The organism is Gardnerella sp. KA01002 (genome assembly GCF_049244015.1).
Taxonomy (GTDB): Bacteria; Actinomycetota; Actinomycetes; order Actinomycetales; family Bifidobacteriaceae; genus Bifidobacterium; species Bifidobacterium vaginale.
In genome coordinates this window covers 149086-174785 of record NZ_CP058365.1, presented here as the reverse complement: position 1 = coordinate 174785, position 25700 = coordinate 149086, and the positions used below count along the sequence as shown (strand labels likewise).

Annotated in this window: 16 protein-coding genes and 3 rRNA genes; 1 reads left to right on the top strand and 18 read right to left on the bottom strand. The window is 45.0% G+C overall.

Annotation, left to right across the window (positions count from 1 at the left end):
- Positions 1-20: 20 nt before the first annotated feature.
- From HXT60_RS00625 to HXT60_RS00550, 16 genes are all read right to left on the bottom strand, one after another.
- Positions 21-1016: an NAD(P)H-dependent glycerol-3-phosphate dehydrogenase gene (locus tag HXT60_RS00625; RefSeq protein ID WP_248911919.1), complete on the bottom strand. Its 996-nt coding sequence runs from the start codon at positions 1014-1016 to the stop codon at positions 21-23.
- A gap of 166 nt (positions 1017-1182) precedes the next feature.
- Positions 1183-2064 (bottom strand): lysophospholipid acyltransferase family protein, encoded by an 882-nt coding sequence (locus tag HXT60_RS00620; protein WP_004113711.1) that lies wholly within the window; start codon positions 2062-2064, stop codon positions 1183-1185.
- 34 nt (positions 2065-2098) lie between these two features.
- Entirely contained in the window at positions 2099-2971 is an 873-nt protein-coding gene (locus tag HXT60_RS00615) for an anchored repeat-type ABC transporter permease subunit (RefSeq protein ID WP_075038813.1), read from the bottom strand.
- A complete protein-coding gene (locus HXT60_RS00610; protein WP_421791149.1) occupies positions 2971-3792 on the bottom strand; it encodes an anchored repeat-type ABC transporter ATP-binding subunit in 822 nt (273 codons plus the stop codon). Before HXT60_RS00610 ends, HXT60_RS00615 begins: the two co-directional genes overlap by 1 nt.
- 16 nt (positions 3793-3808) lie before the next feature.
- Positions 3809-5605 (bottom strand): anchored repeat ABC transporter, substrate-binding protein, encoded by a 1797-nt coding sequence (locus HXT60_RS00605; protein ID WP_217431485.1) that lies wholly within the window; start codon positions 5603-5605, stop codon positions 3809-3811.
- Positions 5606-5656: 51 nt separating this feature from the next.
- The gene (locus HXT60_RS00600) at positions 5657-7852 is read right to left on the bottom strand and encodes a choice-of-anchor M domain-containing protein (RefSeq protein WP_004115984.1); all 2196 of its coding nucleotides are present in this window, start codon (positions 7850-7852) and stop codon (positions 5657-5659) included.
- Positions 7853-7865: 13 nt separating this feature from the next.
- Entirely contained in the window at positions 7866-9065 is a 1200-nt protein-coding gene (locus HXT60_RS00595; protein WP_004115987.1) for a TIGR03773 family transporter-associated surface protein, read from the bottom strand.
- A gap of 34 nt (positions 9066-9099) precedes the next feature.
- Positions 9100-11445: a choice-of-anchor M domain-containing protein gene (locus HXT60_RS00590; protein WP_421791147.1), complete on the bottom strand. Its 2346-nt coding sequence runs from the start codon at positions 11443-11445 to the stop codon at positions 9100-9102.
- 233 nt (positions 11446-11678) lie between these two features.
- Entirely contained in the window at positions 11679-12233 is a 555-nt protein-coding gene (locus tag HXT60_RS00585; RefSeq protein ID WP_410310847.1) for a cysteine hydrolase family protein, read from the bottom strand.
- Positions 12234-12425: 192 nt separating this feature from the next.
- Positions 12426-12542 (bottom strand): 5S ribosomal RNA (rrf, locus tag HXT60_RS00580).
- Between the two features lie 164 nt (positions 12543-12706).
- A 23S ribosomal RNA gene (locus HXT60_RS00575) occupies positions 12707-15768 on the bottom strand.
- Between the two features lie 370 nt (positions 15769-16138).
- A 16S ribosomal RNA gene (locus HXT60_RS00570) occupies positions 16139-17666 on the bottom strand.
- The 16S, 23S and 5S rRNA genes sit together here, the layout of an rRNA operon.
- Positions 17667-17856: 190 nt before the next feature.
- Positions 17857-18165 carry a hypothetical protein gene (locus tag HXT60_RS00565; protein ID WP_421791145.1) on the bottom strand — a complete coding sequence of 103 codons (309 nt, stop codon included), beginning with the start codon at positions 18163-18165 and terminating at the stop codon, positions 17857-17859.
- A gap of 72 nt (positions 18166-18237) precedes the next feature.
- A complete protein-coding gene (gene gnd, locus HXT60_RS00560) occupies positions 18238-19113 on the bottom strand; it encodes a phosphogluconate dehydrogenase (NAD(+)-dependent, decarboxylating) (protein ID WP_065189378.1) in 876 nt (291 codons plus the stop codon).
- 97 nt (positions 19114-19210) lie between these two features.
- On the bottom strand, positions 19211-20551 hold the full coding sequence (locus HXT60_RS00555) for a GntP family permease (RefSeq protein ID WP_116439773.1): 1341 nt from the start codon (positions 20549-20551) through the stop codon (positions 19211-19213).
- 180 nt (positions 20552-20731) lie between these two features.
- Complete coding sequence (locus HXT60_RS00550; RefSeq protein WP_004112729.1) at positions 20732-21259, bottom strand: gluconokinase; 528 nt, start codon at positions 21257-21259, stop codon at positions 20732-20734.
- 160 nt (positions 21260-21419) lie between these two features.
- On the opposite strand from HXT60_RS00550, the gene HXT60_RS00545 reads away from it, so the two are divergent.
- On the top strand, positions 21420-22160 hold the full coding sequence (locus HXT60_RS00545) for a FadR/GntR family transcriptional regulator (protein ID WP_048731036.1): 741 nt from the start codon (positions 21420-21422) through the stop codon (positions 22158-22160).
- Positions 22161-22189: 29 nt separating this feature from the next.
- Here the strand turns inward: HXT60_RS00545 and HXT60_RS00540 are convergent, their stop codons facing one another.
- Both HXT60_RS00540 and HXT60_RS00535 read right to left on the bottom strand, forming a co-directional pair.
- Complete coding sequence (locus HXT60_RS00540) at positions 22190-23023, bottom strand: HD domain-containing protein (RefSeq protein WP_048731035.1); 834 nt, start codon at positions 23021-23023, stop codon at positions 22190-22192.
- 69 nt (positions 23024-23092) lie between these two features.
- Positions 23093-25594 (bottom strand): KUP/HAK/KT family potassium transporter, encoded by a 2502-nt coding sequence (locus HXT60_RS00535; protein WP_013399429.1) that lies wholly within the window; start codon positions 25592-25594, stop codon positions 23093-23095.
- Positions 25595-25700: the final 106 nt, after the last annotated feature.

Below are 25700 nucleotides of genomic sequence, written 5' to 3'. Positions count from 1 at the left end.
ACGGCTTATAAGGAATTTCACTACTCTTCGCAAACATCGTTATCGAAAAGCATTGCAAGCATCTCTTGGCACGATATTCCTTCTTCTAGCACACGAGCCATCGCACTTGCAAGCGGAGTAGCAACTCCCAAACGCTTACCCATTGAAACAACCGCGCTAGTAGTTGGAACGCCTTCAGCCACACCATTGCTTACGGCAGTTGCTTCTTCAACGCTCATGCCTTTCCCAAGATTTGATCCAAAAGTGTAGTTGCGGCTTAGCGGAGACCCGCAAGTTGCAACTAAATCACCAAAGCCTGCAAGTCCTGCGAATGTGCGCGAATCTGCGCCTTCTGCAACGCCCAATGCCGTCAACTCTGCAAGTCCACGCGTTTCAATCATAGCTGCTGTATTTTCTCCATATCCTGCGCCTCGAGCCATGCCAACTGCGAGCGCAACCACGTTTTTAAGCGATCCGCACATTTCTACGCCGATTACGTCGGTTGATACAAACGCCTTAAAGTAGCTGTTTGAGCAAGCTTTTGCCACCACTTCGGCATTTGTACGATTCTCGCACGCCACAACCGCTGCCGCATGCTGCCTTAATGCCACTTCTTTGCTTAAGTTTGGCCCCGATAATGCTGCAAAACGGTTGCGCGGTAAGCTTAAAGCTTCGCACACAACTTCGTCCATACGCTTGCCTGTCGTGCGCTCAATGCCCTTCATAAGCGAAACAACAATCGCATGTTGCGGAATTTTGCCAGCAAATTCTTCAAGTGCAACGCGCGCAAATTGTGCTGCAATCGCAACTACTACAATGTCTGCGTTTGCTACAGCTTCTTCGCGATCCCCAGTAGCAGTCATGTTTTCTGGCAAACGCTCTACGCTTGGCAGCCTCACTTCGTTGCGGTGATTATCTCGAATGCCTTCCACAATTTGCGGCTCTATTGCCCACATTGTCACTTGATTTCCCGCGTCTGCAAGCACTTGCCCAAACGCCGTACCCCAAGCTCCAGCACCCAACACCGTAACGTTCATGTTTACGCCTAGCCTTTCGGTTTTAATCTATATACTTTTGTGATTTAAGTATTTACGATTTTATGTTTGCATACTTTTAATCAAACTATTGCATAATTCTACACAGCCCGCTTTACGGATGATTCACAAAAGTTTTACGGCTTAGTGAACCGCAAATTTACAGTCACTATTCTTTGACTCTCTTCATAAGTCTATAGTCAAAGTATCCTTCTGGTGCTTTTTCTCCGCGGATCTCTTCCATAATTTCCGTCATGCGTACGCGTACGCGACGAGCCAATTCGGCAGCAGACTCCATAGGCGGCAAATCACCCCAATTTTCCATATCTTTTAGAAGATCCGAATAATCAAGACGCGCATCGTAGCACATTACAACGTTCTTCTTTGGCCACGGCCACCAATGATTGATGCTTGCAGCACCCCATGTAACAGCGCAAAATAGCGGAATTTGATGCCCCAGCCTGCGCGATGCTTCGAGCGCAATAACTCCGATTCCTGGCTTCATGCTCATAGGCCATTTTTGAGGGTCGCGCGTAACTGTTCCTTCTGGCCATACGCTAAGCGGCCTACCGTTTGTTAGGATTTTAATCGATTCTTCTTCGATTTCACGTGCTTTTCCGCTTCTGCGTGGAACTGGTTGCATGCCAACAAGCTGGAACCATTTTCCTAAGATTGGCCAATGCGCAAGCTCTGCTTTTGCCATGTATCGCGGACGTCGGCCTTGGTGGAATAGAGACGTCATTGGCACGAAAACGTCGAACATTGTAACGTGCGTGCAAGCGGTTATAAACACGTCTTCTTCTGGCACATTCTCTAATCCCCATGCGCGCACTTTGCAACGAGATCTAAGCACGCGAGACGTTCCTTCAAGGAGACGCTCAGTTGCCTTTGGATTTTGCGCGTTGATTTCTGCCGTATTTGGCGTCCGCGCGCCAGTTGGGTAGTAATAAGTAGGATCAACTAACTTGTGTGCTCGCGCTAAGCGTTCTACTTGCTCATCACTGAGCGGCTTAACTGCGCTTCTAGGCGAAGGTTTTCCTTTAGATACCATACGTCTATTGTGCCGCAAACTATAAACCGCAATTTTACGAAACAACTGATCGCAGTTTCGGCACAATCCTCGCCAACAACCCATGTTTAGGCGAGCACACCCACGCTAGAACAAACATAAAAGTCGCAACCAAAACGATTGTGCCGCCAGTAGCAGTGTCTAAACTCCAAGACAAGTACATTCCAAGAATCGAAGAAGCGCACCCAATAGCAGGCGCCAAAATCATCATTTTCCCAAGTCTGTCGGTAAGCAATCGCGCAGTCGCCGCAGGAGTAATCAAAAGCGCTAAGACAAGCACGTTTCCGATTATTTGCACAGATACTACTACAGCAATCGCAACTAAAACGTATAGCATTCCATCCAACCATGCTACTGGCAAACCCATTGCGCGGCTTGTTTCTCGATCCATTGAAACGCATACTAGCTCTTTGTGGAACATCATTAGAAGCGTTACGATTATTAGCCCTGTTATTGCTACTACAGCAATGTCGGAGTCTGGTATTCCTGTAATGGAGCCAAATAGGAACGATTCCAAGGATCCTGCATAGCCCGAAGCCTTTGAGATTACTACGATTCCCAGCGCAAATGCAGACACAAAAAATACGCCGATAAACGAGTCTTCGCGAAGTCTACGATTTTGGCTAAAGATTGATACGATTAGCGCGGTTGCAACTCCTGCGAGCGCGCCGCCAAACAGCAAGTTTCCTTGCAACACAAATGCGATTGCGAGTCCTGGAAAAACGGAGTGCGCTACTGCGTCTCCAATAAACGCCATTCCGCGTAGCACTACGTAGCATCCTACAACTCCGCATATTACGCTAGAAAGGCACGCTACTATAAGCGCTTTGAGTAAGAACCAAAGGTCTGGGTTTGTAAGGTCTTGTATAAAGTCGATTGGAGATAGCATTATTTTTCTACCACACTTTCATGCGCCATAAAGCGCTCTACAGCTTTGATTAGTGGATTTTGCGCATCCACATGGAATGTTTGCACCCATTGATTTGCGTTTAACGATTCTGGAGCGCCGTCGCCCACTATGCTTCCGTCGAAAAGCATGATTCTAGAACACGAGTTTATAGATCCGATTATGTCGTGCGAGCTCATCAAAATAGCTTCTCCCGACTTTGCTAAATCCAAAAAAAGACTCGTGAGCAGCTCTTGAGTAGGCATGTCTAAGCCTGTAAATGGCTCATCTAAAAGAAGCAAACGCGGCTGCCCTGCAAGAGCGCGCGCAACGAGTACGCGCTGCCTTTGCCCGCCCGAAAGCTCGCCGATTGTGCGATCCCTAAAATCCGCCATTCCTGTGCGCTCAAGAGAAGCTAGCGCTATCTCGTAGTCCTCTTTTTTTGCGCGACGAACGTAGCCAATGTGACGAATGCGGCCCATCATTACCACGTCTAGTACAGAAAGTGGGAAATCCCACGCAATATCGTGGCGTTGTGGCACGTATCCAACGTTGTTTACTCGCGAATTAATCAAAGATTCACCGCTTTTATTAGCGTGCACTTCGAGTTTTCCAGTATGCGGTATTAGCCCCATAATCGCGCGGAAAAGCGTTGTTTTTCCAGCTCCATTTGCACCAAGAAGTCCCACAAATTCGCCGCTTTTAATCGTAAACGAAACGTCTTTTACAATCGTGCGACTGCCGTAACTTACGATTAAGTTTTGCGCGCTTATAACAGTATTTTCGTCCATATTCGCGTCCATATTTCCCTTATTAATCTTCATAAATTCAACTTCAATCTCACTTCAAGCACTTTGCTAAAGAATCCGCGTTCGCTCGCATCATATCCGCGTAAGTTCGCACTTTAGAATCGAAAGCATCTCCATAAATCGGGCAAACTTTTACGTGCGCTTGCGCCGCAAGCTCTTTAAGCACAGACGAACGCGATATTAAATTTGGCTCCAAAAACACAGCTGGAATCTCTAAATCGCGCAAAATCTGCTGCAATCTACGCCTATCTTGCACGCTCGGCTCGCTCGAAGGATTAATCGTTACAAATCCTGCAATATTCACGCCGTAAGTTTTACCTAAGTACGCAAAAGCGTCGTGCGTTGTAACTAAATTGCGCTTCTCTTTTGGTATTGACGCCACTTTTTTGCGCATATACGCATCTACGTCTAACAACTTGTTAATGTATCGATCCGCATTTTCGCGATATTTACGAGCATTTTTAGGGTCCACTTCGCAAAGGCGATCTGCGATTGTGCGCACGTATGCTATGCCATTTTTTACGGATTGCCACAAATGCGGGTCAATATCTCCGTGAACGTGCTTTCCTAAAACTGCTTGCGGCAGCTGATAAATCTTCTGCCTTGCAGCTCCCAAAAACCTGTATCCTTGTTCGGCTGGTATCTCTTTTAGCGCGTTAGTTGGCACTTCTACAACAACATCGCGCGGCGCATAATACACACGTTTTGGCGCAGCGGAGCGTTTTTCTTGCAAAGTATCTACGCGGTACACAAATCCACGTTTTGCTAAGTCGTAAGCTAAATCTGCATGACCTTTGTTCAGCACTACGCTAGCTCCACGCTTTTTGGCTATTTTTTGCGCATTTATGCCTACAGCAAATCGCATTTTAGCGTTTCCAAGGCTAGAAACTACCTCGTTTTGCGCGTTTAGCATGTCGGCGTGCAAGTCAAGCGTGTATTCGCCTGGCTTGCTAAACGCCCAGCTTAAATGCGTGTGCGCGTCTGCTGGCAAGTCTACGTGGTCTTCTGCGCTTATGCCGTTTGCGCTGTTAAAGTATGTTTCTACGCTTCCAAAAGTGCCAGTCAAGTATGCAAATAGCGCGCCTGGTCCGCTTACTTTCGTTGCCGTTAAGCGTATTCTGTCGGAGCGCTTCATGTTGTATGCGTTCGGCTTTATTACAGTTGCGCGACCTTCTTTTGTTGCAGTTGAAGGCGCATTTGATTGCAAAGATTGACCTGACTTTTCTAGTTGGCTGGCTTGTTTTGAATTTGTTTTTGTTTTATTGAGATTGTTTAGAGAAGCTAACTCACCAGCCGCCGCCGAAGGCGATTCTTCCGCACGCTTTTGCGGATTTGCATTTGCACTGCCTTGCACGCTATGCGCTTCCTCGCTCGGTTGCGCAGCCATGCGTTCTGTAGCAAGACCTAGCCAAATCGTGTCTAAAGACACGTCTTCTACCATCGGAATAATATCTGCAGCGTGCTTAACACTTTCTTCCGCAAGTTGCACATTTGGCACACCTTTTCGCAAATTAGCGTCCAAAGCTGTAATTACGCCGTGCTCCTCAAGCATCATGTAGTTACTAAAAGCAACATCCGCGTACACAACGTCTCTAATTGAGCGCAAACGCGGCTCGTACGAATGCGGATCCGCGTTGTCTGGCACAATCGCACTCACATTTGCTGCGTCTCCTGCAACATTCGCAACCATATCTCGCAAAACGCCCGTTGTTGTTACAACGTTAATGCGACCATTACGATGTCCTGCACGATTCCCATTAGCACTACCACAAGAAGAAAGCGGCAAAATAAGCGCGACGACTGCAATTGCACTAATCGAAGAAAACAAAGTTTGCTTTACTTTTCTGGGCTTATGAATCACCCTTACACACTCCTACTACTAATAGCGCAACAACCAATTGAAGTTAATAAGCCCGCGCTTGTAGAGGAACCAAATTCCGGCACCAAAAACGCCAAGCACAGCAATAATTCCGCCAATAATAAGCGAATAGGCAAGTGAAGGATTCCGATTGAATAATCCTTTTACACCCTTTGCTTCAGATTTCACAATATCGTCATTATCATTCAATTTTTGTCGGTACAAACTTTTAGCAAGCCTCTTGTTACTAATTTTTGAAACAAGACCTTTATGCTTTTTAGCTTTTCTTGGCAATTGTTTTCCAGAACGTGAATTGTTTGACCCAAACCCACGACCTCCAACAAAAGAATTTCCGCCACCAACGGCACCGATTCCACCACTGCCATTATTACCGCCAGAACGAGGCAAACTAGTAGGTTTTACTGGATTATGAGGTGCAGAAGGACCAACTTTTTTGCCTTGTGTATCCTCTTTTTCATTGCTTCCGCCGCCGTCAGCATACCCCATTGGCGTTTCTTGTGGATCAACACCAACAGCAACATGAATATTGCGAGTTACTGTAGAATTTCCGTCAGAAGCTTGGAATTGCAATGTGTAATATCCCGGTTTGTCGAAATCCCAATTCGCATGAGCATGCGTATTTGCAGGTATAGTATAATCTGTTGCTCCTTGAGTGGAGAAAATCTCTTGATCTCCACCGCCCAAGCCGCCAAACATCCAAACACGTACGTTTCCAGGACCTTCAACTCCTGTTAAGCTCAATTGAGTTGGCTTATGCGGATTCATAGACTGATTATTCCAGCCCATCCATGGCACACCATCAATTTGTGTTTGCGGTATACGATACACGCCGTTAGTTTTACCAGCATCACCAACTGCGAATACAACTGTGTCTGGGTCTCTAAAGACGTGGCTTCCTGTCACATCTTCTTGCACAGCCATATCGACTTTATTTGAATCGCCAGTATATACAGCAATATCAACGTGACCGTGGTCTATAACAAGCTTGTCACCCTTGATGTCTTTGAACTTTAGCGCAGCAGATTGCTGACTTTGAGAATCTTGCTTTCCGCTTTTCGCGTTATGTTCCCCATTAATAAGACCACCGTTATTATTTCCAGCAAGTCCTTTATTACTTCCAAGAAGTCCTTGTTGTTGCATTTTTGCTCCAGGCCATGGAGTCACATACACAGTGTTGTTATTACCGTTAATGAAGAAAGATCCGTTACTTTGTTGCACATTAATGCTGTGATCCTCACTTTGAGAATCGTCATTATCATCTGAATCTTCTTCGTCATCTTCACCATCTTCATCACCATCAAAAGATGCGCCATCATAATCAGCAAAATCCCCAACTGTTACATCATGATTAGTGACGTGGAATGTATAGATTTGCTCAGAACTTTGCTCCTCGTCACCAACGGTAGTAGTAGCCTTCATTTTTAACTTGTACACACCAGGACGGTTAAAAGACCAATACATGTGCAAATGCTTGCCACCAGTCTCAGTGACGTCAACATCTTTCGGCCAGTTTTCAGCAGAGCCGAGCATTTTCTCATAATCGTCACCGCTGCGAGTGTACATAAAAACTTCGCCATTGTGAGGTGCTTCGATACCAGTTAATGACAGTTTGACCGTTGGATTAACTGAAGTAGAACCAGCTCCCTTATATAACGGTCTAGTGTCTAAACCAGGCCATAATGCACCAGTATTTCCAGCTCCAGATTGATCAAAGAACCAGACTACACCTTCGCGAGTTGTTGCGTAGATTTCTTTTATTATCGGATCGTTCTCATCTTTGGAAAACTGCATGATATTTTTAGAGCCGACTTCAAAAATAAGTCGATTCGTATCGTAACGAGTGCCATTATGATCTTCACTTTCAAACGCATCTCCCAAGGTTCCTAATACCATGCGCCTGCTTGTAGTATCAAAGAAAGTTGCAAAAACGTCAGCATGCCCTTTATACGCATGGCACATTGCAACTTTACTATCAGCCGCAGGTTGTGAAGCAGTTTTATCTAAGCGAGCAGTTGCACACGCTTTAAAATTGGCTTGCTTTATTGCGTCAAAATCTTTAGAAGATTTCTTTCCGCTTACAACAGTTGCGTCACTGCCATTGTCAGCAAAAGCCGTGGGAGTTCCCATCATCATGCCACACAAGCACACGCCCACCAATAAAGCGCGAGATAATTTCTTTATACTATTACGAACCATTTTCGTCACACCATTATTTCCACTGAGTACCATCAGATTGCATATTGTCTGATTGAGAATATTGAGAATTATTAATTGGTGACATTACTGTCGTTTCTTGATCACGCACTAGATTTGACAAGGTATTGTCACCATTTGCATTATTCACAGAATTTGCATTATTTGCATACTGTTGATTAGCTTGTGCAGAAACTTGCTTAGCAAGCGCAAGATTTCGTGCTTTCTTGCTTTTAACTACAGCTATTAGTACAAAAATCACAATAATTACGGCAATAATAGCCACGAAAATACCTACGATTTGAAGAACTAAAGCTGTATCGTCACTTTTTTCAGATACTTTGTGAGAATGCTTATGCTTGTTGTTAAGGAGTTCGTGATGATGATTAGCTTCATCTTTTTCGGATTCATCGTTATCTTCTTCATCTTGACCCTCTTCGTCGCCCTCGTTGCCACTTGCTCCAGCAGCACTCGCACCTAAAGCAGCATTAGGATCGGTATTATCTCCAACCGCAAAATTAAGAACACGCGTATCGCTTACTGCGCGTCCATTTTTAAGCTTTCCTGAAAAAGTAAGCTTCACATGATAAATTCCAGGCTTAGAAAACACCCAATTCACGTGAGTATGAGCGTTGGCTTCAATCCAGCTGTTTTGCGGATATCCTTTAGTACTATCCCAAAGTTGCTGTGGATTGTTGTTGCCATTTTCTAAGTAAACATGCAGTTTACCCGGGCCGCTTACTCCTTCAAGAGAAAGGTTTGCACCGCGATCGAGCTCGTTAAGCACGCCACCTTCCTGCGTATTCCAACCAAGCCACGGCACATCAGGATTTTGAGTTTGTGGAATTACGTAAAGCTTGGTTCCAGGCTTTTCGCCAATAAAACTGTAGGCAGCATCATCAGGCATAGGAATTATTGAATTGCCACCTAATTTAAATACCACATTTTCTGGGTCTCGCCACACTGGTTCGTCACCAGTATCATCACGAATCTTCAATTTCCATTTGCCGTCGATTAGCGTTGGTCCAAAATCAGCATGACCTGCTTGAATCATAACTGGCTGATTGCCTTCATTAGCATAAGCAGTTTCCTGCATTGGATTTGGTGCACATAAAGATGCAACCAAAGTTACTAAAGAAAATATGAGCGCAAGCAACGCAGTAGAATATACATGCTTTCGTTTTACTTGCAATGTTTCATTTTGTTTGTAATTCATTATTTAAACTTTCTAGTAATAATACGAATACCATTTACAACAATTTCAATCTAGGACGTACCAATGCGCCGCATGCACCAGTTATTGTGCATAAGCCGACGCTCGCACCTGAAGCTGCAACCGCAATCCACTTAATCGAAGAACTATCACCTTTTATATCATCTGAATCATCTTCATACGTTTCATCAGATTCTTCGTTGTATTGCCTTGCACCTTGCAAAGCATGACGTTCATTACTCTTAACAAAATCAGAGTTATTGACAGAACTATTTTTGGACTTATTGCCAGAATTATTATCTGTTCTTACGAAATTACGAATAGTCTGTCCACTTTTCTTAGAGCTCTTGTTCTTAGTATGAGTTCCGTCAGAAGTTCGTCGCGATGAATTATGTAACGATGTTCCGCTTGAATTTTCTGTTCTTGTAAAAGAACTAGAACCAGAACTAGCACCACTTTGCGTATTATTTTTAGGATTATTCTTACGATTATTGCGGTTAGTCTTATTGCGATTATTCTTATTGCGATTATTCTTTGCGCGCTTTAATTTTTTGCCAGATTTCTTAAAGAAATTAGATTCGAATTGGAATCCACCGTTAGAGCTAGATCCGAATAGTCCAGAATTTGCAGCACCACCGAATACGCCTTTCAAAAAGTTCTTTCCACCAGCGAAATGCTTAGTCTTATTTTTGCGCTTATTATGACGATTATTATGTCGCTTCTCATGTCGCTTTTTCCCATGAGGATTCTCATCATCCTCAGAATCAGAACCACTTTGATCATCATCGCCATCATGGTTATGAGAGTGAGGAACACCTTTCATCTCAATAACATAATCGCAAAACTCATCAAACATTTTATTACGATAAAGCTCACCGTTCTTTAAAACTAAGGAAGGACGAATCGTTGCACCTTGCATTGACGCATCAAGTTTTAGCTCCAACTTGCTGTTCACGGCACCCGGAATGCGCTTAAATTCGCTTTCTCCTTCCTTTTTCATCAACCAAACATAATCTTTAACAATGGAAGTTACTGGACTTGTCGGATCGTCAATTGGCGCACCGGTAACACCGTCGGTTGCAACATGAGGGTTAAGCAATACTGTTTTCGCGTGTAAAGTATCCCCTGGTTTGAAACGCTTATAAGGAGCAATTGCTTTTACTACAGGATGTCCGTCAGCACCGTGATCTTCAACGGCGATGGTTGCAGACGCAGTATCTTTGCCAACTTGCGTTTCACCTTCAGTTGCGTGAGCATACACTTTCATCTTGTTCATTGCAGGCTCAGCTGGAAGCTGCAATCTCTCAGCAAAAAGAGTGGTTCCATACGCGTCAGGACCTTCGTCAGCACGCACATATCTCCACTCAATACGAGCGCCCTTTGGTTTGTTAACTACTTTTAAGTCTAAACCACCATAACCTTCGTATGAATGATAATGCGGATGAGGTCCGGAATCACGAATATTGCCGATGCGCATATCGCCGCCATCGTCTTTATCCGTGTCTTTATGATCTTTGGAAGCTTCGTGCGCTTCTTCATCATCGTCAGGATTAATAAAATCACCGCGACGGTGCAAATCAAGCGTTTCCGTAATGCCAGAAACAGGTACTTCGCCTGAATATGTATCTTCTACTTCAAAAGTGTATTCTGCAGGTTCGGTTGTAATCTGCTTCTTAGTGTTCTTATTTGTAATAGTTGCTGCTACTTTTAGTTTGTAAACGCCAGGCTGCGTAAATCCCCAGTTTGCATGCACGTGGCCAGCAGTATGTTGGTGAATTACGCCAGGTAGCATAAATCGACTGCCATCAGTATCAGGTTCGTCGTCTAAATCATTCTCTTCAAATGATAATTTCTTCGAATTTTTTCCAATGCCATCGGTAGTCCAAAGCAGAATGCGCCCGTTCATTGGTCCAGTAACTTGCTGAATTGCAATATCTGCTGTTGCATCATCTGCGTGAGATGCGCCAACTAAAGATGCAGCATAACCTGTGTCCCAACCTGGGAAGAGGGGGTTTCCTTTTTGATTTCCGGAACTATCGAGATAGTAGTATTCAGTAGCGAGAGCAGGAAGTTGCGATTTTGTAGTATACGTGCTTTTGGCTACGCGCAAAGTAGTGTTTTCAGGCTTTAAGAAAGTAGCAGCGTCTTTTTCGACGGCCATAATGAATTTACCATTGTATTGAATTGGGTAAAACACGTCTGTATGACCGTGACTTAGCACTTCCTTTTTTGTAGGATCGTATTTTTCAGCAGGATTACCATTTTCTAATGCAACTGCCGGTAAAGCAGCGCTGAACCCCGATACCAGCACCGCAAACGCAAGCACCGCAACGCCGCACATCGCAAACGCGCGTTTTACCATATTCTTAATGACCTGAGTCATAATTACTATTTCGCTCTCTACACTTCATCTTCTATATTTCGCAATGTGTACTCTTCTTTTACACATAACTACTCGAAGACATCTTTACAACGTCTATCAATAATAATAATGATTCTCATTAATAGTCAAGTCGACACTCCGATTAAACAAAAACGCTGGCAGCTCAAAGCAACCAGCGTCGATTATTTAATAATTGATTATTTAATAATTATTTATATTTTTAGCTAAAGATCTTAGCCTTCTACAATATCTGCATTAAGACAAGTCTTAAAGTGGCGCAAAGCCCACTCGTGACCTTGAGGATCAAAGCTTGCGACTGCATCTTTGTGAACCACAATCTTGAATCCAAGATTATACGCATCGACAGCCGTGTGAAGCACGCAAATATCTGTGCAAACGCCTACCAAATTCAGCTCCTCAATATGACGTTCGCGAAGTTTAATCAGCAAATCCGTGCCATTAAACGACGAGTAGCGAGTTTTATGAATGTAATAAACGTTGCTTTTATCTTTATTCGCCTCATAAAAATCACCAAGAGTGCCATAGAGCTCCTGACCGTGTGTTCCAGCAATATTGTGAGGTGGGAAAAGCTTAGTTTCAGGATGATACGGATCGTTTAGATGATGCGTGTCGATTGCAAAAACAACGAATTCTCCAGCATCGAGAAATTCTTGCGATATCTCGATAATGCGCTTCTCGAGCTTTTGTGCAGGCTCTCCTACTGTAAGCGAGCCATCACTTGCAACGAAATCATTAGTGTAATCAATGTTAATAAGAGCCTTTTTCATACATACTTCCGTTTAATCAGTTTAATTGTGTTAAAGCTACACTTACACACTACTCTTTACGCTAACAAGATTCTTTACACTAACATGTTTTGGTACAATCGCACTACAAGAATATGAACGTGTTCGACGATAACCTAAACTTAAATAATAAAAAAGCGGGGAACAATCAAGTTCCCCGCTTATCAAAGAATAATGCGGCAGCGTGCTAGTCTCCCACACCCTATCGAGTGCAGTACCCTCACCGTGTCAGGCCTTAGCTTCCGGGTTCGGAATGGGACCGGGCGTCTCACCTGAGCCATGACCACCGCAAAACTAGATTATACACTCGCTTTAAACGAGCGGCAAATTGGCGGTTTGGGAACCGGACATGAACGCGAGCAACAGAAAAACAATCATCAAAATCAACAACTTAACCATAAAATGACCGTCTAACACTCCTCAAAGTTAAGAGAATTAAACGATAAGCAATACAAGTAGTATCACAATCGCCCATTAGTACTGGTCAGCTCCACCCCTTACAGGGCTTCCACATCCAGCCTATCAACCACGTGTTCTACATGGGGGCTCACACACAAAGTGCAAGGAATGCTAATCTTGGAGCAGGCTTCCCGCTTAGATGCTTTCAGCGGTTATCCCTTCCAAACGTAGCTAACCGGCAGCGCCACTGGCGTGACGACCGGCATACCAGAGGTTCGTCCACCCAGGTCCTCTCGTACTATGGGCAGGTCTCCTCAACATTCCAACGAGCGCAGAGGATAGAGACCAAACTGTCTCACGACGTTCTGAACCCAGCTCGCGTGCCGCTTTAATCGGCGAACAGCCGAACCCTTGGGACCTGCTCCAGCCCCAGGATGCGACGAGCCGACATCGAGGTGCCAAACCATCCCGTCGATATGGACTCTTGGGAATGATCAGCCTGTTATCCCCGGGGTACCTTTTATCCGTTGAGCGATGCCACGTCCGTACGCCGGCACCGGATCACTATCTCCGACTTTCGTCCCTGCTCGACCCGTCAGTCTCACAGTCAAGCCCGCTTGTGCGATTACACTCAACACCCGATTGCCAACCGGGCTGAGCGGACCATTGAGCGCCTCCGTTACTCTTTAGGAGGCAACCGCCCCAGTTAAACTACCCGCCAGGCACTGTCCCTAACACGGATAACGTGTCGAGGTTAGACGCCAGATATGGAAAGAGCGGTATTTCACTGATCGACTCCACGCAAGCTAGCGCCCACGCTTCACAGCCTCCCGCCTATGCTACACGATCCACACCTAACGACAATACCAAGGTATAGTAAAGGTCCCGGGGTCTTTTCGTCCTTCTGCGCTTAACGAGCATCTTTACTCGTACTGCAATTTCGCCGGGCTCCTGGCCGAGACAGTGGGGAAGTCGTTACGCCATTCGTGCAGGTCGGAACTTACCCGACAAGGAATTTCGCTACCTTAGGATGGTTATAGTTACCACCGCCGTTTACCGGGGCTTAAATTCACCGCTTCACCGAAGCTAACGGATCCTCTTAACCTTCCGGCACCGGGCAGGCGTCAGAGCGTATACAGCGGCTTACGCCTTCGCACGCTCCTGTGTTTTTGGTAAACAGTCGCTACCCCCTAGCTTGTGCCACCCCCAACAGCTCAACAATGTGAAACCATATCACCATCAGGGGTCTCCCTTATGCCGAAGGCACGGGAGTAATTTGCCGAGTTCCTTGGCCAGGATTCGCCCGATCGCTTTGGTATACTCTACCAGACCACCAGTGTCGGTTTAGGGTACGAGCGGAATCACACCTCACGTTGAAGCTTTTCTCGGCAAGCAGGATCACCGGAATCAGCCTTACAGCCTACCCATCACGCCTCAGCTTAACATCCCCCGGATTTACCTAGAGGACAGCCCACACGCTTAGCCACGGAAAACCACCTCCGCAGCCGGCTACCTACCCGCGTCACTCCCACGCTAACCTACTACCGATACGCTCCCAACACTAAACCAGAAGAAAACCCCGAAAGATAATCAACCAGAATAACGAAGGTTAGTACTCTCAGATTCAGTTCGAACGGTGTAACACCGGTACGGGAATATCAACCCGTTCATCCATTCGACTACGCCTGTCGGCCTCGCCTTAGGACTCGACTCACCCGGGGACGACGAACGTGGCCCCGGAACCCTTAGTCATTCAGCGGACAGGATTCACACCTGTCTCTCGCTACTCATGTCTGCATTCTCACTCCCGTATAGTCCACGACAAGTTCACACTGCCGCTTCACCCCATACAGGACGCTCTCCTACCCCACATGAACTAAATCATGCAGTCGCGTCTTCGGTGGCGTGCTTAAGCCCCGCTACATTGTCGGCGCGGAACCACTAGACCAGTGAGCTGTTACGCACTCTTTCAAGGATGGCTGCTTCTGAGCCAACCTCCTGGCTGTCTATGCGACTCCACATCCTTTCCCACTTAGCACGCGCTTCGGGACCTTAGACGACGATCAGGGCTGTTTCCCTTTTGACGACGGAGCTTATCCCCCGCCGACTCACTGCCATGATAAACCTAACAGGTATTCGGAGTTTGGCTGCTATTAGTACCCGGTATGGGCCCGCAAGCATCCAGTAGCTCTACCCCCTGCAAGCAATAACATGACGCTGCACCTAAATGCATTTCGGAGAGAACCAGCTATCACGGAATTTGATTGGCCTTTCACCCCTAACCCCAAGTCATCCCCCCAGTTTTCAACCTAGGTGGGTTCGGTCCTCCACACGGTCTTACCCGCGCTTCAACCTGCTCAGGGCTAGATCATCCCGCTTCGGGTCCAGGACATGCGACTAAAACGCCTTTTAAAACTCGCTTTCGCTACGGCTCCCCCACCCGGGTTAGCCTCGCCACATACCACTGACTCGCAGACTCATTTTTCGATAGGCACGCCGTCACCCCACAAAGAAGGCTCCGACGGATTGTAAGCGCACGGTTTCAGGAACTATTTCACTCCCCTCCCGGGGTGCTTTTCACCTTTCCCTCACGGTACTAGTACACTATCGGTCAGACAGGAATACTTAGGCTTACCCAACGGTCTGGGCAGATTCACGCGGGATTCCACGAGGCCCGCGCTACTTGGGAATAAACATAAAAAGACATCGCGCAACCTGCTACGGGGCCATCACCCTCTACGGCTGGGAATTCAATCCCATTCACATAACACGACATTTTATCACTCTTCTCAACCCCGTCAGAGGCTGAACAGTCAATCCCACGACCCCGAATACGCAACACCTGACGGTTATCACACGTACTCGGTTTAGCCTGATCCGCTTTCGCTCGCCACTACTCACGGAGTATCCTTTCCTGCAGGTACTGAGATGTTTCACTTCCCTGCGTACCCCCCACAAAAACTGTGGTGACCACCCATAACAGTGGCCGGGTCTCCCCATTCGGAAATCCTCGGATCAAAGCCCACTCGGCAGCTCCCCGAGGCATATCGCAGCCCGTCACGTCCTTCATCGGTCCTGTCTACCAAGGCATCCACCATACGCCCTTACCAGTGATACACCAGTAAAAAGCCTATCGCTTAACTCTCTAGACAATAAATCATCACACTAAACGATCACAAAACGATCAAGCGACTCCACCAAAATGGAGCCGGTTGAAATTGATAAAAGTAAAAACAAGCAAAACCAAAAATAGTCTCACTATTCTTACTCGCGTCCACTATCCAGTTCTCAAACCACCAAACACCAAGAACACAAGCCAAAAACCAAAAAGCCTCAACCTGTAATCCAAGGGTCAGGACCGCAACCCCAAAACAAGGGGGGTGGCAATCCGGGAACCCAAAAGCATGCCCAACATACTCACAAAACATTAACTATTGTTTTCCACACCAGTAACCACACTCAACCGAGCGTGCACAAAAACTCCGTAGAAAGGAGGTGATCCAGCCGCACCTTCCGGTACGGCTACCTTGTTACGACTTAGTCCCAATCACGAGCCTCACCTTAGACGGCTCCATCCCAAAAGGGTTAGGCCACCGGCTTCGGGTGCTGCCCACTTTCATGACTTGACGGGCGGTGTGTACAAGGCCCGGGAACGCATTCACCGCGACGTTGCTGATTCGCGATTACTAGCGACTCCGCCTTCACGTAGTCGAGTTGCAGACTACGATCCGAACTGAGACCAGTTTTAAGGGATTAGCACCATGTCACCATGAAGCAACCCGTTGTACTGGCCATTGTAGCATGCGTGAAGCCCTGGACGTAAGGGGCATGATGATCTGACGTCATCCCCACCTTCCTCCGAGTTAACCCCGGCGGTCCCCCGTGAGTTCCCGGCATAACCCGCTGGCAACACAGGGCGAGGGTTGCGCTCGTTGCGGGACTTAACCCAACATCTCACGACACGAGCTGACGACGACCATGCACCACCTGTGAACCTGCCCCGAAAGGAAACCACATCTCTGCAGTCGTCAGGCACATGTCAAGCCCAGGTAAGGTTCTTCGCGTTGCATCGAATTAATCCGCATGCTCCGCCGCTTGTGCGGGCCCCCGTCAATTTCTTTGAGTTTTAGCCTTGCGGCCGTACTCCCCAGGCGGGACGCTTAACGCGTTAGCTCCGACACAGAACCCGTGGAATGGGCCCCACATCCAGCGTCCACCGTTTACGGCGTGGACTACCAGGGTATCTAATCCTGTTCGCTCCCCACGCTTTCGCTTCTCAGCGTCAGTAACAGCCCAGAGACCTGCCTTCGCCATTGGTGTTCTTCCCGATATCTACACATTCCACCGTTACACCGAGAATTCCAGTCTCCCCTACTGCACTCTAGCCCGCCCGTACCCGGCGCAAACCCACCGTTAAGCGATGGGCTTTCACACCAGACGCGACGAACCGCCTACAAGCTCTTTACGCCCAATAATTCCGGATAACGCTTGCGCCCTACGTATTACCGCGGCTGCTGGCACGTAGTTAGCCGGCGCTTATTCGAAAGGTACACTCACCCAAAAGGCTTGCTCCCAATCAAAAGCGGTTTACAACCCGAAGGCCTTCATCCCGCACGCGGCGTCGCTGCGTCAGGGTTTCCCCCATTGCGCAATATTCCCCACTGCTGCCTCCCGTAGGAGTCTGGGCCGTATCTCAGTCCCAATGTGGCCGTCCGCCCTCTCAGGCCGGCTACCCGTCGAAGCCTAGGTGGGCCATTACCCCGCCTACAAGCTGATAGGACGCGACCCCATCCCATGCCACTAAACACTTTCCCAACAAGACATGCGTCAAGTTGGAGCATCCAGCATTACCACCCGTTTCCAAGAGCTATTCTGGAGCATGGGGCAGGTTGGTCACGCATTACTCACCCGTTCGCCACTCTCACCAACCAGCAAGCTGGTCAGATCCCGTTCGACTTGCATGTGTTAAGCACGCCGCCAGCGTTCATCCTGAGCCAGAATCGAACCCTCCACGAAAAACTTCAATGAAGAGCCAACAAAAGGCTCCAATATAAAAGAAAAAGACGAGACATTCTTTAAGGAAAGAACATCCCAACAAAAAACCTCACCATCATTTAACCATCTCTCAGGCACCCCACAATCCGTGAGGCTGACAATGAACTGGCAATAATTAACTAATAAGTAGTACAGACACGCTCTTGAGTTCTCAAACCACCACCACACCAGCCGGCCCATCAACCTCAACCGAGGAGAACCAGCCGCGCTGAGCAGCAAGAGATAAACTTACACCAAACCCCACTAAAACGCAAACCAACACCAAACAAACACCACAAAACCATTGAAAACAAGCCAAAACATCGGCGTGTCGAAAACACGCAAAAAACCACAACAAACCACCACAACCACCAACACAAAACCAAAAACAACCCAAAAAACAAACAAAAAACCATAAAAAACACAAAACCCGGGAGTGTCGAAAATAAAATAGATGGGCAATTAACGCATAACTGCCCATCTATACAATCTTTATCTATTCTTTATCTATTTTTTACCTATTTTTACCTTAGATATTTTCTAGTTATTTTGACTATTTTTTAGTGACATGGCCACCAAACTGCGCGCGCAACGATGAAACTACTCGCAAAGTGTCATCTCCACCTCCGCGAGATACTTGACGAGCCCACAATGAGCATGCGGTAACTGGGGTTGGAACACCAAGTTCAAGTGCAGCTTCAACCATCCACTTTGCTTCACCAGATTCATTAGCAACAGGAGGCATAGATTCTAATGTTGGATCGTCTTTTGCAGCGCGCGCGAATAAGTCAAGCAACCAAGATTGAACAACAGAACCTTGGCGCCATGAAGACATAACCTTAGCTGGATCATCTATTAATTCTGAACGCATCATTGTTGCAAAGCCTTCACCAAAAGCCTGCATCATGCCATATTCAATTCCATTGTGAACCATCTTGGCAAAATGACCACCGCCAACAGCACCAGCATGAACGAGTCCATCAGGGCCTTCAGGCTTCAAAGTCTCGAAAATTGGTAGCATTCTCTGATAATCTTCATCGGAGCCGCCAGCCATCAATGCGTAACCACGAGTCGAGCCCCAAACTCCTCCTGAAACTCCAACATCCATAAAATGGATTCCCTTTGCTTTTAATTCAACAGAATGACGTTGATCATCAATATACCTAGTATTACCTCCATCAATTACTAGATCATTATCTTCAAGAAGATTGCTTAATTTTTCGATAGTTGTGTCTGTAGGAAAACCAGCTGGAACCATAACCCATACAATACGCGGACTAGAAAGTCTTTGTACCAATTTTTCTAAAGAATCAACATCTCGATTTGATTCGGCACTAACGTCGTATCCAACAACTTCATGACCTCCTTCGCGCAAGCGCTTAACCATGTTTCCACCCATGCGCCCTAAACCGATAACACCTAATTGCATAATAAATTCCTTCCTTCAAATTTTTTGATAACTTTTAATAACTTTTAATAACTTTTGCAAAACTGTCACAAAACTTATTCAGATAATCTTTTTAATTTCACATAAAAACAGGAACAACAGCAGAAACTAGCATAATAATTGCAAGTCCAACAACAGACAATACTGTTTCCATTAATGACCATGTTTTAAATGTTTGTCCTACGCTCATACCGAAATATTCTTTAACCAACCAGAATCCAGCATCATTTACATGAGATAAGAAGATTGATCCAGCACCAATAGCTAGTACGAGTAACGCTAATTGTACTTGATTTAGATTTGCAGCCAAAGGTGCAACAATACCAGATGCCGTTACGGTTGCAACGGTTGCAGATCCAGTCGCCAGCCTAATTAGTACAGCAACAATCCATCCAGCAAGAAGAGGATTAAGATTTGCCTGAACAATGCCCGTAGCAATAACTTTACCAATTCCAGAATCTACAAGAGTTTGCTTGAATCCACCTCCAGCAGCAACGATCAACAAGATACTTGCAATTGAGGAGAACGAAAGGCCTACCAGAGAATTTAATGTATCCCTACTCCACTTTGCGCGAATAGCAAATAATATCATCGCAAAAATAGTAGTGATTGTAAGAGCTTCAAGTGGTGTTCCAATCCATGCGATTACACTACCAAATGTAGATTTTGATTGCCCCGTAATATCAACAACACTGGCTGCAAGCATAAGAATTACTGGAAGTAAAATTACGCTAGATGCTTCCGCGAATGTAGGACGATTTTGTGGCTTATCTTCCTTCTTATTGTCTTCTTCTTGCTTAGCTTGAATAGGAACCATTTTTACCATCCAATGAACCATTAGAGGTCCTGCGATTGCTACAGTTGGTATGGCGATAATCAAACCAAAAGCCAAAGTCAATCCAAGGTTTGCGTGCAAAGCATCAATAGCAACAAGTGGTCCAGGATGTGGCGGTACAAAAGCATGCAAAGCCGATAAGCCTGCGAGCGCCGGTATTCCTAAAGCAATTACTGGCATTTTTGTACGACGAGCAACAAGAAGAATAATTGGTATAAGTATCACTACACCAACTTCAAAGAACAGTGGAATTCCAACAATAAATGCGCTCAGCGCCATAGCCCATGGAAGCTTATGTTCTGGAGCTTTCTTAAGTATGGTGTCACAAATCACGTCTGCTCCACCAGAACGCGTAAGAAGAATTCCAATAATTCCGCCTAAAGCAATGAGTAATCCAACTCCTGATGCTGTGGAACCAACTCCATTAGTAAAGCTTGTAAGACTTTTATCATATGGAACTCCTGCAATGATTGCAGTTGCAATCGAACCAATCATTAACGATAGGAAGGGATGTACTTTTACCACTGCAATAAGTACGACAATAAGCGCTATACCTAATATTGCCGCAAGAATTAACCCACTCATAAATCCTCCATGATTTTGTGAATTGTTTTAATTATTGTGATGCTTTATTTATAATTCCTTGTGATCTTTTGTTTACGATCAATGCGCTAACAACTTTGTTATTTGCGTTAGTAATTTTTGAATGTATATTTTTGTGCTGCTTTACAATTGCGCCACTTTACAATTGCTATTGTTTTGCATTTATGATTGTTTTTGCAGCTGCGATTGTTCATATGTTTTTACTGCTTTGATAGCTCTATGAACCATATCTTCAACAGAACCTTCAATCGATATAACGGTTCCGTTTTCTTCTTTACCTAGAGGCTCCAAAATTGCAAACTGACTTGGCAATAAAGATGGTGGCATAAAGTGTCCTTTACGATCTTTTAGCCTCTGCGCTATTAACTCATGGCTTCCGTTTAAATGCAAGAAGTACACGTTTAGATTTTTAGAAAGAACTTCGCGATATGACCGTTTTAATGCAGAGCTTGAAACAACTGTGTTTTCTCCAAGACTTTCACGCGCAACCATCCATTTGTTAATAAGATCCAACCAAGGCCAACGATCTTCATCTGTTAACGCAATTCCTGCGGACATTTTATCTATATTAGCTTTTGGATGAAAATCATCGCCTTCTGCCAAAGTGTAACCAAGTTGATCGCGAATTGCCTCAGAAACAGTAGACTTGCCGCAACCAGCAACGCCCATCACTACAATGTGAATCGCCATAATAGCTCCTTTGTTATTGACAACACTATAAGAATACCACACAAAGACTCTTTGTCAAAGAATTAAGAGTCTTTGTGTGGTATTTTTTGAGCATAACTATATTTTCATTTTCTATTTGCTAGGATGAAACCATAAGTATACATAAAACTGCGAGGCAAATATGGTGTCTAATACCACACAAAGTCAAATTTCCAGTGACTTAGTGACCGAAAACGCTCCTTTACATCTATCTATAGCGGATGCTCTCGCAGACGAAATAGTAAATAACAAATGGGAACCAAAAACTAATCGAAAACTAGAAGATATTCAAAAACAATATGGAATATCTAGAACAGTAGCTCGAGAAGCAACAAGACTATTAGCATCTTTGGGGTGTGTACAATTTCAACGCGGAACAGGCGTAATAGCTTGCAGCCCAGAAAATTGGGACGATTTAAATACACGCGTAATCACATGGAAATTACATTCACCATACAGAGAAAACGAACTACGAGCATTAACAGAACTTCGTCTTGTTGTAGAACCCGCTGCAGCAGCTGGATGCGCATTACGCGGAAATGTAGAAATGCGCTATAAAGTGGGCGTAATTGGTCACGATATGGTAAAAGCGGTAGAAGAAGATAGACTGGCAGATTTTCATGAATTAGATATCCAGTTCCATACTCTTTTGCTTGCAAATAGCGGTAACCCGATTTTTGCAAAACTTAGTTCAATAGTCGAAAGCGTATTACGCGGCAGAGTTGAGCTAAATCTTTATCCGCAAAAACCAAATAAAGAAGCGATATTAAACCATAAAAAGGTAACGCAGGCAATTATGGAAGGTGACGCAGCTGCAGCAAGCGCTGCTATGCACGATATTGTAGCCGAAGTAAACACTGCACTTGGATTAGCGGCTTTATAGCCATAAAAGCAAAGCTTAATCAACTTTGCCTAATCAACCTTAAGCCCAAAGAAATCTGCAAGCTTGCAAACACTCACTCTGCCATACTTATTAACCAAGAACATCCATCGCTTTGCATTTTCTTCGCCAAATCGTTCAGCTTTACATCTATATGTATCAACTGTTAAAAATCGCGGCGGAATCGACTTACTGTTGTATTTATCTGCGACCATCACAATTTCTTGTTCAATAGTTTGCGGAATATAGTCGCCAGCTGGAAGCGGTAAATTCTGAGAAACAACTTGCTCGCGAGTCAGCCCTACACCAGTATGATTACGCGCAAATTGCGCAGTATCTTCGCTAAAACCGTTATCAATCAAATAGTTGTAGCCGCGCAAGCCGTGCAAAATATAATGAGGACCGTCAAACTCCAACTTACTGTTCTCTTCGCGCGAACCGTCTTTATCTAAAACAAAATAAGTTCCGATATCGTGCAACAATCCTCCAGCAAATGCAGCATATTCGTCTACATAATCACTTGGAGCCGCACCTCCATCGATTTGAGGAAGAGATAACGGATCTAAATTTATTAATTTTTCAAGACACGACTTTGCTAAATCACATCTACTTTTTAAGTCTTTATTGATTTTAGATATTTGACAAAGCATAATCCGTTCGACGGATGCTGGCGACTTATCCGCAAAATCCTCAATACTACCAAGCTGCTTAAAAGCCAACAACTGATTTTGGCGTCTTGCGATCATCCAAGAAATCGTAGCAATAACAACACAATGGCAGTGAATCAAATTGTACGCAGCTTCACTTGGCGCAGTAGCGCGATGCAACTTTTCGATCCTATTAAAATCAGGCAAATCTGCAAGCATAATTACACCGCGCTCCTTAAAACAAAGCAACACAAACAAAGCACTTGTTGCTTAGTTGCTTAAATCACTTCACTTTTTAACTGCTTTAATCTGACCAGTATCTATTCTAGCGATTTTGCCAGTGTTAGATATTTTAGATTCCTTAGTCTCCTTATTTGCAGACTTTTCAGACTTCTCAGACTTGCCATCGCTAGAAACATTTGCATTAACAATATCTCTAGCGTTCATAATAGTTGTTTGTTCAGCATCCGACGCAACATCAGACACAATTCCTGAACCTTGCAAAGACTGAACTGCTCTAGAAGAAGCAACTTCTTCTCTCTTTAAACGAGGAGGTCTACGAGTGGAAACAAACAACGGCTGAACTTCTACAACAGGATTATACGGAGCTAATCCAAACCACTTAACAGGCGTACCAGCAATATGACGAATCGCATACTTCATTTTTAACGATAACGCACCACGCAAAGAAATATTCGACTCAGGCATCAAAGCCTTATGTAAAAGCACGTAACGAATTGGACCAATATCTGGATCCGCATCAACCTTAGGGTACACAGATTGCTGTTGCGGAAGCTCGCCAGTATGCGACAAATCGTGCATAATCTGATGCAAATACGCAGGAATCGAAGGAGAAACCTTAAACCCAAGTTTGATCTTAACGCGGAACAAATAGTCCGTACCAAAATTCTCCACGCAATATTCGCGAGTAAACGGAGCATCATCCGTTTCCACTGACACAGCCCACCACGCGCGCGCACGCTTAGGATGATCCGCAAAAATAGAGAAGAAGATTCCAGTATCCAAACGCTTCATTTCCTTATCGGAAGTCAAATAAACAATGTTATCCGCAAAATAAGGAATACGGAAATCACGATGAAGCTTATCTAGCACAGGCAGAAAATCCTTAGGCTTCATGTGCAAGCGTTGAGAACGCTCAATCTTAGTGCCATCCTTCCAAGTGAGCATAACGATAAGAATCGTAGCCCCAAGAATCATGGTAAACCAACCACCATGCATGAATTTTGCCATAGATGCTATAAAGAACAAAATCTCGATAATCAAGAACACAGTGGCAAAAATTAAAGCAGCAATCTTCTTCTTTTGATACCACATGTGAACAGTAAGAAGTGTTGTTGTAGCAATCATGGTAAGCGTAAGTGCAAGACCATATGCTCCCGAAATATGCTCTGAATCTTTAAACACAGCTAAAACCGTAAGAGTTGCAAGACAAAGCACAAAATTAACAACTGGAATATAAAGCTGACCACGAGTACGCGCAGGGTAACGCACCTGGAGATGAGGCATCCAATTAAGGCTTGTAGCTTCTGAAACCATAGTGAATGCACCAGTAATCAAAGCCTGTGATGCAATAATGCCTGCTGTTACAGAAAGCACAACTGCTACATAACGTAAATTCGGGCTGAGCATCTGGAAGAAAGGATTTAAGCCTTCTATAGACCATAATGCTTTATTGTTTTGATGTTGTAGCATCCAGCTGCCTTGACCAAAGTAGTTTAGAACAAGAGCAACTTTAATAAATGGCCACGTAACGTAAACGTTTCCACGCCCAACATGACCCATATCAGAATACAAGGCTTCCGCACCTGTTGTGGAAAGGAATATGATGCCCATTAACGCCATTCCTTGCACATTGTGCGAACTAAACAAAAACTTCAAGCCGTAAATTGGGTTCAAAGCTTCAAAAATTGCCCAATCTTCTCCAATATTCATGATTCCAACAAGCGCTAGGAATCCGAACCATATCATAACTACTATGCCGAAAACTTTGCCTATTCTTTCAGTTCCTCGCTGTTGAACCGAAAACAGAATCACAATAATAACCACGGTGATCATTAAAGATAGATTGTCGTTTTCTAAGAAAATAGGCCTAAACGCAGATATAGTTCGCAGACCTTCAACTGCAGAAGATATTGAAACTGCTGGAGTTAGAACAGAATCAGCAAGGAACGCAGCACCGCCAATCATTGCTGGAATCGCAAGCCACGCGCCTTTTCGTCTAATAAGCGAGTAGAGTGCGAATATTCCGCCTTCGCCTTTGTTGTCTGTTCGCATTGCTACAAACACGTATTTTACGGTTGTGATCAGCGTGATTGACCAAAACACTAGGGATAACATTCCGTAAACGGCTTCGCGACTAATGTTTTGCAATCCGCCTTGACCAGCTAAGAATGTTTGAGCAGTGTACAAAGGAGAAGTTCCAATATCTCCATAAACAACGCCCAATGCCACTATCGACATACCTAAAGTAAATTTATCTGAGCTGGTTTGTATCTTTGCCCACCATCTGCCAAGTGGACCTCTAACCGCACTATCCGCAAGCTTTTCAGCCTCTTTAACTTCTTTAGCCTGCTGATACGCCAACGCCTCTCGTTCTTCGCGAGTGGTGGTTTTCTGAGAAACTTTTGGCGCTTTTGTAAAAGAAGCGGCTTTTAGAATCGCCTCTTTAGGGTTCGTTACTCCCTTAGCAGCCTTCTCAGACTCCTTCGCCCCGTTGCGAAGATCCTTAGCGTCATCGTTAGATAGCGCTGAAACGCGTGACTTAGTCATGCTTGATTTTTCCTCCAAAAAGTAAGACCTCTTCTTTGCAATAATCTGCCATAATAAGAAGTCGCATATGGTCTTACTGCTTACAGTTTTATTTATTTGTACCTAA